This window comes from Photobacterium aquimaris, assembly GCF_002954455.1.
In the GTDB taxonomy this organism is placed as follows: Bacteria; Pseudomonadota; Gammaproteobacteria; order Enterobacterales; family Vibrionaceae; genus Photobacterium; species Photobacterium aquimaris.
On the sequence record NZ_MSCC01000001.1, the window covers coordinates 837,830 to 851,702 of the forward strand.

Sequence of the window (13,873 nt, forward strand, 5' to 3'; positions counted from 1 at the left end):
AGGAACGAGCGCATTGTCGCTATTTATTGGGGGAAAACAAGGATAAAGATCCCGTTCTGTAATACGAAGATTTTGTGATACAAATAAATAAGACATGCATCACACAAATGAGCATGTAAGATTAAAATAAAGCATCTAACTGGTTATTTTTTATCTTCCCAAATTTGGTTGGATAATAGTTTAATCATCTGTGCTGTGGCGCCCCATATGGAATAGTTATTATAAGGTATCGCATAAACACGGTGGAATTCACCTCGAAGGTGGAACTGATGTGATTTAATATTTTGGGGATCAAGTAAGTAATTGAGTGGTACCTCGAAGATAGCATCAACCTCACCAGGATCTGGTTTAGCGTTATAATTACTGCTGATCGTTGAGATGAAAGGGGTAACAATATAGCCACTGGTTGTTACGAGTGGCGTTAATTGGCCGATAACATTATTACGTTGACAAATAATACCGGTTTCTTCATAGGTCTCACGTAATGCTGTGGTGATTAAATCATTATCAGTCTCTTCAAAACGACCACCAGGAAACGCAATTTGTCCAGGGTGGTGTTTTAAGTGTTCTGCACGACGCGTTAATACGACATTAAAGCCTTGCTTTCGAGGAACTAAAGGAATTAAAACAGCAGCAGGTTTGAAATTAATATCATCGTTAAAGTGATGATCAATTCTACGCTTATGGCTTTTATCATATTGTTGACTGGGTGCCATAAGAAACCGCGTTAGAAGTTGCTGCTGTTCATTCATAAAGTCTCCATTACAAATTTTTTGTTTAATTTAGCACTATTATAAGGTTGGCAGAATTTTACTTAATTTGTCGAGAGTTTCTTGATATTCACTCTCAACATCACTATCAGCAACAATACCGCCCCCCGCCCATGCATATAAATGATGTTGGTAAGCAACCAGTGTACGTATGGCAATATTTGTATCCATGCTGCCGCAACGACTGATATAGCCGATACTGCCACAGTAGATACTACGTCGATGGGGTTCTAACTCTTCAATAATTTCCATTGCTCTGATTTTGGGAGCACCCGTAATCGATCCTCCAGGAAAACAAGCGCGTAATAAGTCAGTGGCTGAATAATCACTAGCCAGTTGACCGGTAACGGTACTGACTAAATGATGCACTGCTGGAAAACTTTCAATAGCAAACAATGCCGGTACACGAACACTGCCAGGTATCGCAACTCGACCAATATCATTACGCAGTAAATCAACTATCATCACATTTTCTGCGCGATCTTTAGGTGCTTGTTGAAGAGCTTTAGCATTGGCAGCATCTTCAATTGCGTCAGTACTACGCGGGCGAGTGCCTTTGATGGGTTTAGTTTCAATTGTGCCGTGATTCAATTGTAAAAAACGTTCAGGTGAAACAGAAAGAATGGCACTGTTATCGGTGCGAATAAAGCTTGAAAAAGGCGCACTGTTAGCGTGTTCTAAACGGCAATAGGCTTGCCACTCATTTCCTTGGTAGCCAGCACTGAATCGTTGTGCAAGATTGATTTGATAGCAATCACCAGACAATAAATATGACTGTATGGTGTTAAATTTGTTGCAATAATCCTCTTTAGTCATGTTTGATGACCATGAGGATGTTAATTTAAATGCTGTGTTTTGGTTACTAGTTTGTAGTGTTGTTGGCGTGGTTACTTGAGATTGCAGTTGAGTTAGCCATGATAATCGATGACTATTTTTAGGTTCAATAAGCGATATTTTTTGTAATTTATGATCGACAATTAATGCCCAATCATAAATACCCACAGCCATTTCTGGCAACGGAATATCATGGGTTGCAGTTACTGCGATTTTTTCTACTCTACGGCCTAAATCATAACTAAAATAGCCTAATGAACCACCAATAAAAGGCATGCTTTCAAGAGGACTAAGTGACGGTAATAGTTCATTTTGTAGAGTATTTATGACACTGAAAGGATCATCGGTAGTCGTACGTTGGTCACCATTTGAAAACTTAATATAAGTTGTGTCATTTTGTGACTCAATAGTGGCTAAAGGATCGGCAACTAAAATATCATAACGATTATCTGGATGCACTGTCGCTGCCGAACGTAATATCATTGCCCATGGTAACCTCGATAATGGTGCAAACCATGAAAGTGCGGCATCTTTTGAGTAAGGCAATGAGGTAATGCTTAATTCTGGATGTGATTTACAAATCATTTTCTTTTTTGTGACAAGAGGTTTGATTGGCGCATAGCGCAATGTTATGGGCAAGAGTATCATACTCAGCGAAAGACGCCCAAGATTGAACAGCACTATTTTGTTGTTTAATACCCTACATTCAGGAAGATTAATACAGGGCGCCATGGAATAATAATATTTAACGAGGGTAATTATGACCATCATCTGTAAACAAGATGTAATCAGTAGTGTCGCCGATGCTTTACAATATATCTCTTACTATCATCCTTTGGATTTTATTCAAGCATTAGAAAAAGCCTATAACAAAGAGCAGAGCCAAGCGGCGAAAGACGCCATTGCCCAAATTTTAATTAACTCACGTATGTCAGCCGAAGGACGTCGTCCGATTTGTCAAGATACCGGGATTGTGACCTGTTTTGTTAAAATTGGTATGAATGTACAGTGGGACAGTGACCTGACGGTACAACAGATGATCGATGAAGGGGTACGTCAAGCTTATACTTATGCTGATAACCCATTACGTGCATCGGTGGTTGCTGATCCCGCTGGTGCGCGTAAGAACACTCAAGATAATGCACCAGCCGTGGTACATGTTGAGATGGTTGCTGGCGATAAGGTCGAAATTCAGATTGCAGCCAAAGGTGGCGGTTCTGAAAACAAAACTAAAATGGTGATGCTTAATCCTTCTGATGATGTTGCTGAATGGGTAGAGAAAACAGTGCCATTAATGGGTGCGGGTTGGTGTCCACCAGGTATGTTAGGCATCGGTATTGGTGGAACAGCAGAAAAAGCTGCGGTGCTTGCGAAAGAATCATTGATGGAAGCTGTTGATATTCATGAGTTACAACAACGTGGTGCGAAAACAACAGAAGAAGCATTACGGTTAGATATTTATGATCGTGTCAATAAATTAGGTATTGGAGCCCAAGGTTTAGGTGGTTTAACAACGGTGTTGGACGTTAAGATTAAAAGCGCACCAACCCATGCAGCATCAAAGCCTGTATGTATGATCCCTAACTGCGCAGCGACTCGTCATGTACATTTTACCTTAGATGGAAATGGTCCTGCAGAATTAACACCACCGAAACTGAGTGATTGGCCACAAGTAACGTGGGAAGTCGGTGATAATGTGCGTCGTGTTAATCTTGATAACGTGACTAAAGCGGATGTACAAGAGTGGCGATCGGGTGAAACTGTGTTGTTATCCGGTAAGATCCTAACTGGTCGTGATGCCGCTCATAAACGCATTCAAGAAATGTTAGCTAATGGCGAAGGTCTTCCTGAAGGGGTTGATTTTACCAATCGTTTTATCTACTACGTGGGTCCTGTTGATGCTGTTGGTGATGAAGTTGTAGGGCCTGCTGGACCGACAACCTCAACTCGCATGGATAAATTTACCGAAATGATGTTAGGTGAAGCTGGGCTAACTGGTATGATCGGTAAAGCTGAGCGTGGGCCTGCAACCATTGAATCGATTAAGCAACACAAAGCGGTGTATTTAATGGCGGTAGGCGGTGCTGCATATCTAGTAGCAAAAGCTATTAAAAAGGCACGAGTGGTCGCTTTTGCCGATTTAGGTATGGAAGCGATTTATGAGTTTGAAGTTGAAGATATGCCAGTGACGGTTGCAGTGGATGCTGAAGGTGTTAATGCTCACCAAACCGGCCCTGATACATGGCGTGTAAACATAGCTGAAATGGCAAAGTAATCTGATTACAAGTTAGAATAAAAAAGGCTTCCAATCATACGATTTGGAAGCCTTTATTGTTTAAGCTTAGAGAAAAAAGGTTAACTTATACGTTAACAGTCCAACTCATCATTTCACCCGCTTTAATAGGCACAACGGTATCATCACCAAATTGCATCTCTTCAGCCACTTTCCATGATTCTTTAACTAAAGTGATGGTATCGGTATTACGTGGTAAACCGTAAAAATCAGGGCCATTTAAACTTGCAAAGCCTTCTAGTTTATCGAGTGCATTCGCTTGTTCAAATACTTCAGCATACAGTTCAATTGCCGCATGAGCAGTATAAGATCCTGCACAGCCACAGGCAGCTTCTTTACGACCTTTAGCATGGGGTGCGCTGTCAGTTCCCAAGAAAAACTTCTTGCTACCACTGGTTGCAGCTTCAATCAGTGCTTGCTGGTGGGTGTTACGTTTTAAAATCGGCAAGCAGTAGAAGTGGGGACGAATACCACCTGCTAACATATGATTACGGTTAAACATTAAGTGGTGTGCAGTAATCGTTGCAGCGACATTGTCACCTGTACTTTGAACAAACTTCACAGCATCTGCTGTGGTAATGTGTTCAAGTACAATTTTCAAGGATGAGAACTCTTCAACAATAGGGCCAAGTACTGTTTCTAGGAATGCTTGTTCACGGTCGAAAATATCAACGTGGTTATGTGTTACTTCTCCATGTATAAGCAATGGCATACCAACTTCTTGCATTGCCACTAATGCTGGACGGATGTTATCAATTGAAGTTACACCAGAATCTGAGTTAGTGGTTGCACCTGCAGGATATAACTTGGCTGCGTATACATGACCAGATGCTTTAGCTTTCTTAATCTCTTCGGCAGATGTGTTATCTGTTAGGTAGATAACCATGAGCGGTGTGAAAGTAGCAGCAGGCTGCGCTGCTAAAATACGATCTCGGTAAGCAATAGCTGATTCTGTATCAATAACAGGAGGGATCAAATTAGGCATGATAATCGCGCGGCCCATATAACGGCTAATATCTTTTACCGTATCTTTTAATACATCGCCATCACGTAAATGCGTGTGCCAATCATCAGGACGAGTTATCGTTAATGTTGTCATTTTGTTTCCCTACCAAAAAATTTGCCCGATTTTAAAAGTATCATCCTGTGAAGTAAAGTTGATAAATCAAACAATGTGGTTTATTGCAGTATTAAATCGCAATCGATTGCTTTGAGTGGGGTGAACAGAAGAAATACTCACCGATATCAATATCGGTGAGTGGTGGGGTTATAACTTAAATCGACTCACTAGCGTATTTTGCTCGGTGGCTAAATGTTCAAGTTTGACACCAGTATCAGCCATTTCCTCCATCGCGTTATAGCTATTATCGGCAATATGACTAATATCTTCTAAGCTACGAGCAATTTCGGTGGTCGTACAACGTTGTTCTTCCGCAGCTTGTGCAATTTGGCTACTCATATCACTAATTTCAATAATAATAGCTTGAATTTCTTCCATTGAGCTATTGGCATTAGAAGCAAGCCCAATACTATTATCCATTTCTGTTACACAGCTTTGCATCATATTCATTGCCTGACCTGAGCTGGTTTGTAAGTTTTTGATCATGGCTTCAATTTCAGATGTTGAATCAGTGGTACGTTTGGCTAATACGCGCACCTCATCAGCAACAACAGCAAATCCACGACCTTGTTCACCGGCTCTAGCTGCCTCAATTGCAGCATTAAGGGCTAATAAATTGGTTTGGTCCGCAATATTACGAATTACATCTAAGATTGAACCAATATTACTGCTCATTTTTTGAAGCTGCTCAACTGCTTGCACTGATTCATCTAAGCGAGTTGAAAGCTGGTGGGCGGTATTGATATTGCTGGTCATCACTTTACGCCCAGCTGCAGATGCTTGTTCTACTTCATTAACGCGTTCCATGGTTGTTTGAGCACTTTTTGATACATCAGTAACGGAATGCTCCATTTCTATCATTGCCGTTGCAGCTGATGCAGTTTGTTGACGCTGGCTATTTAACCGTAGTTTCGCTTCTGCGGTAGTCGCATGATTTTCAGTTGCAACGGTACTTAATTCAGATGAAGTATGGCTGATTTGACTTAATATTTGTTGTAAGTTCTGAGCTAACATATTGATATGATGGCTTAGCTGGTTAAATTCAATAAATTTACTAGCTTCAGTGCGCTGAGTCATATTGCCTGCTGTTAATGCTTCTAGAGTGCTTAACATTGCCATTAATGGGCGGCGTACACTGCGAGCTAAATACCAACCGACGATAATAGCGAGCAATATGACGGCGATACCGATGATCACTGCTTTGGTGACGACATCAGTATAGGTTGTGTCGGCAGTGGTAATGGTGTCAGTCATTTGGCTGTTAGCTTGTTGAGTAAAATCACCAATAATTGTCATTGCTTGATTTATTTCTTTGGCTAAGGTTGCAATATAACTGTAGAGACGATGTTGCGCTTGAATATATTCAAAATGTTGGTCAAGAACACCACCCGTGCGACCAATATCAAGTGCGTATTGCTCTACCGATGGACCAAATGTTTGCTCTAATTTGGGTAGCAATACCGTTAAAGAGCGGAAGGTATTTCTGAGGTGATTAACACTGACTTTATTACTTTTAATTGCTTTTTCAATTGCTGCAGTATTATCAGAAGCCAATGCATCTAGCGTAATGGTTTCAGTTTCTTTTAACTTCACAAAGTAGTTTTTAGACAGCATTTTAACGGCAAGATTATCTTGTTCGTTAATAAACTCTTTCATGCCGATATTGAGTTCTGTTTGTAGCTGTTGAAATTGACGGGATGATTGTTGGCGTTCATAGGTTGCAAGTAGTAATAAACGGTAGTTTGTCATGGCAACGGTAGCTTCAGTAAAATAACGTTGCTCAAGAGCTGTTAAAGCTTGAATCGAGGTTGTTAATTGTGCGTTATTTTTTGTCACTTGTTCAAGTTGATTACGAGCTTGCTGAAAAATAGCGTTTTGTTTCTCAAACTCCGTACTATAAGTTGCCATAACTTTAGGATCTTGGCTGGTGAGGTAATCTTTAAATATTTTGTCTGCAACCAATAACTGTACGCTAACATTATTTGAAACTGAAACGAGGGGGAGAGCATCAGTAGTAATGGATTTTAATTGATTGTGAATGCGTCCGACACCATCGAGCATAAAGATGATCGTGACAACAAAAAGTGCTACTAAGATAGCAAAGCCTAAGTACATACGACGTATGACAGAGGTTTGAAGTTTTTTTTTCATAAGATCCCTAATTTCATAAAGGCTAATAACGGTATATTTAAGAATCGTATTGTCCTTATATAACAATTACCGTTGGTTTCAACCAATCGTGGTATCAATTTATTTGGCTGATATTATTTATATTTATAATGTTACGTCAGTTTGATTTACCTATCGACGTGAACTTTAAAATCTTGACTGTTTAAGAGCGACATTGGTGAATATTTTGACAGTTGTAGCAAAATTAACGGTAAAAGATGAAATGAGCAGCGAAAAAAGCGTTTAAAACAGTGTTCAATATTGCTCTGTAGGCGTTGGTAGCGCATACTCAACCAAGAATTTATTTAAGCTGATTATTTAATGGAGTCAGATATGGCTGAAGAAACTATTTTTAGTAAAATCATTCGCAAAGAAATACCAGCAGACGTTTTATATCAAGATGAATTAGTCACTGCATTTCGTGATATAAACCCACGTGCGCCAAGCCATATTCTTATTATTCCAAATAAATTGCTGCCAACAGTAAATGACGTTGAAGTAGAAGATGAATTAATGATGGGACGTATGTTTACGGTTGCACGTAAACTTGCACAAAGTGAAGGCATTGCTGAAGATGGTTATCGCTTGATTGTAAATTGCAATCCTTTCGGTGGCCAAGAAGTTTATCATATTCATATGCACCTATTAGGCGGTCGTCCATTAGGCCCAATGGTTGTTAGTTAATCATTGATAATTACTAGCACAAAGCTGTAATCAAATACGTTGATAATAAAGCTTGAGCATGACACCGCTAATTAATAAATAGTGGTGATTTGCTCAAGCTTTTTTGATTCTATTGAGTAAACTGATAATAGAGTGTTAATGAAATGGGTTATCAAATTTAGGAGGCTGCAGCCTAGCTGTACACGAATGTAGCATGAAGTATAGATATGCGTTGTCGATATTGTTATCTATTGTCGTTTCTGGATGTAGTGGCATAACAATATCTGGAATCAGTCTTGAGCAAGGTAATCATCATGTTGTGATTGGTAATACTGTATTAGCCAATAAACTTGATTTTAGCCGTTCACAATCAGAGTTGCAGCATGGTTATTTGCATGCATCTGTTGACGTTACCAATAAAACTGACGCAGCTATATCATTAAGTTATCGTTTTTATTGGTATGATGGCAGTGGTTTAGAGATTAGTCATTCGCTACCAACCTTGCAGACATTGAACATTAAACCTCATCAAAGATTGTCACTGCAAGCATTGGCTCCTACTACAACAGCGGCACAATACCGCATTGTTGTGCATGATACACAACACGAAGCAACAGTAGATAACATTATAAAGGTAATAAAATGAAAAAGAGTGTAATGGCCTTATTAGCAACAGCAACGTTATTAGGCGGGTGTGCTCAACCGATCAATTACGGTGGTGGATTACATGGTATTGAAAATGCGGTGACAAATTTTGGTGCTAGTGATTTAGAAAAATTATCATCATCAATGGTCGATAAAATGTTGGCATCAGCTGCGGTTCGCTCAATAACAGCGAGTGGAGAACCGATTGTTGTGGTTGATAGTATAAAAAATCAGACCCGTAGCCATGTTGATACTAACGCTTTAACGGCAATGATCAGTGAGCGTCTTCAAGATTCAGGTAAGTTCCGTTTTGTTGATCCGGCACGGGTTAAAGCGGTGCGTAAACAATTACATTTTAGTCAAGATGATCGTTTTGTTAACCAAAGCACAGCTATTCAGTTTGGTAATATGGTTGGCGCGCAATATATGTTGTATGGGCACGTATCAACAGTCATGAAATCAACCTCAAACGGTAAGCAAGCATATTATAAAATGACAATGCGTTTGATGGATTTAAAATCAGGTACGATTGAATGGTCTGGTCAAGATCAAATTATACAAGCTTCCGCAATCAATAGTGCTGCTTGGTAATTTAGACGTATTGGTATCGGGTAAGGAGCAATAATATGGGTGATCATGCGTATTTTAATCATGATCTTTTACGGACTTTACCCGATACTGAGTTTGTTTCAGCATCAAGGTTAGCGGGAGGGTTAACTAACCGTTGTTGGAAAGTCGAATTATTTCATCGATCGACAAATCAAACAAAACACTATGTATGGCGGCCATTCTCTACTGCGGCTCATGCATTTGGTGTTCAACGTCAACATGAATACGATTTACTAACAATGATCTCTGAGACGGGTTTAGCTCCTAAACCATTACAATTGCTTGTTAACACTGATTCATCAACAGAGCAAGTAACAGGATTGTTTGTTGAATGGCTTGCTGGCATAGAAGCATCCCCTCATTTTTCGAATACAGCATTGTGTCAATTACAAGCAAAAGTGCATCAACTACCAGTACCTTGTTGGCGATTAGATATTCAACAGCGAGGACTGCATTATTGGCAATACATTAATACTGGATATAAAACACCGTTATTAACTGCTATCTATAATTTCTTTCAAAATCACCCCATACCAACAGCATTTGATGATTGTTGCTGCCATTTTGATCTCGGGCGCTATAACGTTATCGTACCATGTTCAGAGCAAGGTTTAACGGCGGAAGATGCCAAAATTATTGATTGGGAATATGCTGCTGCGGGGGATCCGAGTTTAGATTTAGCCATGACAATTATTGCCAATGACCTCGATGATGAATTAGCTATAAGTGATTATTGTGATCGTCGACAGATGGTTGAGAAAGAAACGAATTTCAATAAACATGACTGGTTACAAGCTGTTATTGGCTGGAAACCGTGGTGTCAATATTTAGCATTATTGTGGTATTACGTTGGTTATGAGGTCTGGCATCAACCACAATATTTACAGCATGCTTCGCAATTACAGTTACAACTTATTGAATACATTAATAAGTGTTAAGTGATATATAATTAAATATTCTTTAAAAACAATAAGTAAGTTATTAAAAATGGCACTTGAGTTGTAACTAATATTATCTATATGAAAGTTTTTTGTAGACGAGATCATAGTTTTTGTTTTAAATTTGTTAAAACGCTACTCGGGTTATGGATTTAACCTCGCGATATCGGTATAGATAGTACGTAAAATTATTGCTCGATAGTGAGGGACAACAATGATTATTTATTTACATGGCTTTGACTCTACAAGCCCTGGTAATCATGAAAAAGTATTGCAATTACAATTTATTGATTCAGATGTTCGATTTCTAAATTATAGCACGCTGCACCCTAAGCATGACATGCAACATTTATTGAAAGAAGTGCATAAATTGCTCGAAACCTGTAATGATCAACAAACGCTAATTTGTGGTGTTGGTCTTGGTGGTTATTGGGCTGAGCGGATTGGGTTTTTATCCGGCATAAAACAGGTAATGTTTAATCCAAACTTGCATCCTGAGCATAATATGGAAGGAAAAATAGACCGTCCTGAGGAATATGAGGATATTCTGACAAAATGTGTAACAAATTTTCGTAAAAAAAATACAGGAAATTGTCTTTGTATCCTTTCAACTCATGATGAAGTGTTAGATAATCAGCAAACAAAAGATGAGCTAGATCAATTTTACGATATTATATGGGATGAAAATGAATCTCATAAATTTACAAAAATCTCGCAACATCTACAAAAAATAAAAGCGTTTAAAGCGCATTAATAACGGAACCTTTACCTCATACATACCATAGACGGGTCGTAGATCCGTCTACCTACGTACGTGAACTTAAACATATAGATACTTTTTCGCCTAGCGGTCTTAATGCTTGATTATTTACGATTAGCAGACTGTTATGCAATTGAGTCTTTGTCAGTTTTTAAAAATCAAATAATAGAGAGGAAGCTATCTTGACACGTATTATCGTTGTAGGTGGTGGTGCTGGTGGTTTAGAATTAGCCACTAAGTTAGGTCGTACATTAGGACGTAAGCGTCGTGCTGAAGTAACATTAGTTGATCGTCGTGCAAGCCACTTATGGAAGCCGTTATTGCATGAGGTTGCAACAGGATCGTTAGATGCAGGTGTTGATGCAATTAGTTACCGTGCTCACGCTAAAAACCATTCGTTTGACTTCCAAATGGGTTCATTGCAGGATATTGATCGTGATACTAAAACTATCACTTTAGCGGCATTATATGACAAACATAATGAGTTATTGGTACCTGCCCGTTCACTAGAATACGATATTTTAGTATTGGCGATTGGCTCGACATCAAATGATTTCAATACTCAAGGTGTACGTGATAACTGTATTTTCCTTGATAGCCCAGAGCAGGCACATCGTTTCCGTAGTGAAATGAACAACCAATTCATGAAGTTACATGCCAATAAAGATCAAAAAACTGTTGATATTGCAATTGTTGGTGCCGGTGCGACAGGTGTAGAGCTTTCTGCTGAGTTACATAATGCTGTACAAGAGTTACATAACTACGGTTTTGGTGATCTTGATAGTTCTCGTCTTAATATTAACTTAGTTGAAGCCGGCGAGCGTATTTTACCAGCCTTGCCGCCACGAATTTCTCAAGCGGCACATAATGAGCTAACTAAGTTAGGTGTTAATGTTCGTACTGCGACGATGGTAACAAAGGCTGATGAAACGGGCTTAACTACTAAAGATGGTGAACATATTCCTGCGCAAATTATGGTGTGGGCCGCTGGTATTAAAGCGCCTGATTTCATGAAAGATATCGCAGGTCTTGAAACTAATCGCATTAATCAGTTAGTGGTGAAACCAACGCTGCAAACGACTCGTGATGATAACATTTATGTTATTGGTGACTTAGCATCATGTGTACAAGAAGATGGTTCATTTGTACCACCACGTGCGCAGGCCGCCCATCAAATGGCAAGTCGTTGTTTTTCTAATATCGTGGCTAAATTATCTGATCGTGAGCAAAAACCTTACATCTATAGTGACCATGGTTCATTAGTATCATTAAGCCGTTTTTCTACTGTTGGTAGCTTAATGGGTAACTTGTCAAAAGGTTCAATGATGGTTGAAGGCCGTATTGCACGTATGGTTTACATTTCATTGTATCGTATGCACCAAATGGCATTACATGGGATGTTTAAAACCGGTTTGATCATGTTAGTGGGTCGAATTAACCGCGTACTTCGTCCAAGTTTGAAATTACACTAATAGATTAGCGTAATAATAGTAAAGTAATAAAAAACGCCAGTATGATCGTAACTCTTTTGGTAGAGTTTCATACTGGCGTTTTTATTGGTGTTGATAGATTAATTAATTTTAAATAGCTCAACGTCAAAGATCAGCACTGATCCTGGTGGAATGCTACCAGCACCATTATTACCATAAGCAAGATTTGCAGGAATAAAGAAGCGTACTTTTTCGCCAACAACCATATGTTGTAAGCCTTCCGTCCAGCCCTTAATCACTCGATTTAGTGGAAATGAAATTTTTTCACCACGATCAACTGAACTATCAAATACAGTGCCATTAATCAATGTACCATGGTAATGGACTGTCACTGTATCTGTTGGTTTTGGATGTTCAGTGCCAGTACCTGGTTGTAATACCAAATATTGTAATCCTGAAGCAGTGGTTTGCACGCCTTGTTTTAGTTTGTTTGCCGCTAGAAATTCTTGCCCAATTTTAATATTTTCTTGTGCAGCTTGTTTGTTGTTATAAGAGCGATAAAGAAAAAACGCAACAACGGCAGCGATAACCACTGCAATAATAATTTTTGGCACTAGTGTGTCCTTACTAAGTTAAGTTGATTTATCTTACCATTACTCGTAACAGTGAACAGCAACCTCGTGAAATTATTTGTTTTTAAACTAGATAAGACGATTGTGTTAATGCTGACAGATGTTATCTCTATTGGTATGTAAGTGATCACCATTAAGGGTGATCTTATTGCGAGATAAAAGAAACGTCAGCAGTGCATCTAATGAAAGATCGTTAAGTTTACAAGTATGAAAGCGAACGTCGGTTCCCCAATGTTGCTCGACATAGGTGTGTAATGTTTCAAGAGTGAAAGGTGCTGATGCATCGGCTATAAGGTTGAGAACATCGTGACCGTGACGGCTTGCTGTGGTGTGCATAAAAAGTGACCATTTTATTAAATAAAGAATCGGCAATGTTACCAGATATGAGGGAATCAAAGATTGATGCATACTAATATCAATGCCGATAATGAGGTTTAATATAAATCTTGTGGTGTGAGGGAGTACACATAGCCATTGATTGGTTTATTTCGATAAAAAATACGATTTCTTGCTTCGCATTCAAAAATAGCATTACAAGCCAGTGCTGTCTTTTGGCTGGCATAATTATCAATATGAGTAATGATTTCTAGTCGAGTAAGGCCTAATATTTGAAAGCCAAATTGAATAATGGCAAGACTAGCTTCCGTCGCCATGCCTTGGCGATGATAATTGTGGCTGATCCAATAGCCGAGATTGGCAGAATTAAATAATGGCGTAATAGCACTGAGCGAAACCGTACCTATAAAATCATCACTAAAACGATCAAAAATCGCTAATTCATAACTGTAATCATGTTGCCAACTTAAACGACTAGCAGCTATCCATCCATGGGCTTGTTGTTGGTCAAAATCACTATCACACCATTCTAACCAAGGCTCAAGGTATGGCGCTGATTGACTAACTGCTTCAAAAAAAACGTGTAAATCGACAGTTTTAAATGGCCTTAAAATAAGCCGTGGCGTGGTAAGTTGGTAATCAAGTTTCATGATAATAGTGGTCTATGAAGTGAT

General features: G+C 39.0%; 14 protein-coding genes. 7 read left to right on the forward strand and 7 right to left on the reverse strand.

Annotated features, from left to right (window positions below; translation table 11 throughout):
* Window positions 1–143: 143 nt before the first annotated feature.
* Entirely contained in the window at window positions 144–752 is a 609-nt protein-coding gene (locus BTN98_RS03650) for a CoA pyrophosphatase (protein WP_060996568.1), read from the reverse strand.
* Window positions 753–791: 39 nt separating this feature from the next.
* Window positions 792–2,189, reverse strand: coding sequence for an aminodeoxychorismate synthase component I (pabB, locus tag BTN98_RS03655; protein ID WP_060996567.1), 1,398 nt, complete (start codon window positions 2,187–2,189; stop codon window positions 792–794).
* 175 nt (window positions 2,190–2,364) lie between these two features.
* On the opposite strand from pabB, the gene BTN98_RS03660 reads away from it, so the two are divergent.
* Complete coding sequence (locus BTN98_RS03660) at window positions 2,365–3,879, forward strand: fumarate hydratase (RefSeq protein WP_060996566.1); 1,515 nt, start codon at window positions 2,365–2,367, stop codon at window positions 3,877–3,879.
* A gap of 85 nt (window positions 3,880–3,964) precedes the next feature.
* On the opposite strand, the gene pyrC is transcribed toward BTN98_RS03660, so the two are convergent.
* Both pyrC and BTN98_RS03670 read right to left on the reverse strand, forming a co-directional pair.
* On the reverse strand, window positions 3,965–4,996 hold the full coding sequence (gene pyrC / locus BTN98_RS03665) for a dihydroorotase (protein ID WP_060996565.1): 1,032 nt from the start codon (window positions 4,994–4,996) through the stop codon (window positions 3,965–3,967).
* A gap of 168 nt (window positions 4,997–5,164) precedes the next feature.
* Complete coding sequence (locus tag BTN98_RS03670; RefSeq protein ID WP_060996564.1) at window positions 5,165–7,168, reverse strand: methyl-accepting chemotaxis protein; 2,004 nt, start codon at window positions 7,166–7,168, stop codon at window positions 5,165–5,167.
* Between the two features lie 351 nt (window positions 7,169–7,519).
* On the opposite strand from BTN98_RS03670, the gene hinT reads away from it, so the two are divergent.
* The 6 genes from hinT to BTN98_RS03700 all read left to right on the forward strand — a co-directional run bounded on the left by hinT (window position 7,520) and on the right by BTN98_RS03700 (window position 12,273).
* The gene (gene hinT / locus BTN98_RS03675; protein WP_060996563.1) at window positions 7,520–7,870 is read left to right on the forward strand and encodes a purine nucleoside phosphoramidase; all 351 of its coding nucleotides are present in this window, start codon (window positions 7,520–7,522) and stop codon (window positions 7,868–7,870) included.
* Between the two features lie 193 nt (window positions 7,871–8,063).
* Entirely contained in the window at window positions 8,064–8,495 is a 432-nt protein-coding gene (locus tag BTN98_RS03680) for a YcfL family putative periplasmic lipoprotein (RefSeq protein ID WP_065189929.1), read from the forward strand.
* On the forward strand, window positions 8,492–9,085 hold the full coding sequence (lpoB, locus tag BTN98_RS03685) for a penicillin-binding protein activator LpoB (protein WP_060996561.1): 594 nt from the start codon (window positions 8,492–8,494) through the stop codon (window positions 9,083–9,085). The genes BTN98_RS03680 and lpoB overlap by 4 nt, the downstream gene beginning before the upstream one ends.
* Window positions 9,086–9,120: 35 nt before the next feature.
* Entirely contained in the window at window positions 9,121–10,041 is a 921-nt protein-coding gene (locus BTN98_RS03690) for a phosphotransferase (protein ID WP_060996560.1), read from the forward strand.
* Between the two features lie 214 nt (window positions 10,042–10,255).
* A complete protein-coding gene (gene ycfP, locus BTN98_RS03695) occupies window positions 10,256–10,795 on the forward strand; it encodes an alpha/beta hydrolase YcfP (RefSeq protein ID WP_060996559.1) in 540 nt (179 codons plus the stop codon).
* Window positions 10,796–10,983: 188 nt separating this feature from the next.
* The gene (locus tag BTN98_RS03700; RefSeq protein WP_060996558.1) at window positions 10,984–12,273 is read left to right on the forward strand and encodes an NAD(P)/FAD-dependent oxidoreductase; all 1,290 of its coding nucleotides are present in this window, start codon (window positions 10,984–10,986) and stop codon (window positions 12,271–12,273) included.
* Between the two features lie 98 nt (window positions 12,274–12,371).
* On the opposite strand, the gene BTN98_RS03705 is transcribed toward BTN98_RS03700, so the two are convergent.
* The 3 genes from BTN98_RS03705 to BTN98_RS03715 form a co-directional block, all read right to left on the reverse strand.
* Window positions 12,372–12,845 carry a BamJ family beta-barrel-assembly machinery protein gene (locus BTN98_RS03705; protein WP_060996557.1) on the reverse strand — a complete coding sequence of 158 codons (474 nt, stop codon included), beginning with the start codon at window positions 12,843–12,845 and terminating at the stop codon, window positions 12,372–12,374.
* 105 nt (window positions 12,846–12,950) lie between these two features.
* Window positions 12,951–13,199 (reverse strand): YecH family metal-binding protein, encoded by a 249-nt coding sequence (locus BTN98_RS03710; protein WP_060996556.1) that lies wholly within the window; start codon window positions 13,197–13,199, stop codon window positions 12,951–12,953.
* Between the two features lie 98 nt (window positions 13,200–13,297).
* Window positions 13,298–13,849 (reverse strand): GNAT family N-acetyltransferase, encoded by a 552-nt coding sequence (locus tag BTN98_RS03715; RefSeq protein WP_060996555.1) that lies wholly within the window; start codon window positions 13,847–13,849, stop codon window positions 13,298–13,300.
* Between the last annotated feature and the right edge of the window lie 24 nt (window positions 13,850–13,873).

What these genes read in the sequence shown, in the direction of transcription:
- BTN98_RS03670 (WP_060996564.1), bottom strand. Translation starts at nt 7,168, where the DNA reads ATGAAAAAAAAACTTCAAACCTCTGTCATACGTCGTATGTACTTAGGC.
- BTN98_RS03690 (WP_060996560.1), top strand. Translation starts at nt 9,121, where the DNA reads ATGGGTGATCATGCGTATTTTAATCATGATCTTTTACGGACTTTACCC.
- BTN98_RS03650 (WP_060996568.1), bottom strand. Translation starts at nt 752, where the DNA reads ATGAATGAACAGCAGCAACTTCTAACGCGGTTTCTTATGGCACCCAGT.
- BTN98_RS03660 (WP_060996566.1), top strand. Translation starts at nt 2,365, where the DNA reads ATGACCATCATCTGTAAACAAGATGTAATCAGTAGTGTCGCCGATGCT.
- lpoB (WP_060996561.1), top strand. Translation starts at nt 8,492, where the DNA reads ATGAAAAAGAGTGTAATGGCCTTATTAGCAACAGCAACGTTATTAGGC.
- BTN98_RS03680 (WP_065189929.1), top strand. Translation starts at nt 8,064, where the DNA reads ATGAAGTATAGATATGCGTTGTCGATATTGTTATCTATTGTCGTTTCT.
- BTN98_RS03710 (WP_060996556.1), bottom strand. Translation starts at nt 13,199, where the DNA reads ATGCACACCACAGCAAGCCGTCACGGTCACGATGTTCTCAACCTTATA.
- BTN98_RS03715 (WP_060996555.1), bottom strand. Translation starts at nt 13,849, where the DNA reads ATGAAACTTGATTACCAACTTACCACGCCACGGCTTATTTTAAGGCCA.
- pyrC (WP_060996565.1), bottom strand. Translation starts at nt 4,996, where the DNA reads ATGACAACATTAACGATAACTCGTCCTGATGATTGGCACACGCATTTA.
- ycfP (WP_060996559.1), top strand. Translation starts at nt 10,256, where the DNA reads ATGATTATTTATTTACATGGCTTTGACTCTACAAGCCCTGGTAATCAT.
- pabB (WP_060996567.1), bottom strand. Translation starts at nt 2,189, where the DNA reads ATGATTTGTAAATCACATCCAGAATTAAGCATTACCTCATTGCCTTAC.
- hinT (WP_060996563.1), top strand. Translation starts at nt 7,520, where the DNA reads ATGGCTGAAGAAACTATTTTTAGTAAAATCATTCGCAAAGAAATACCA.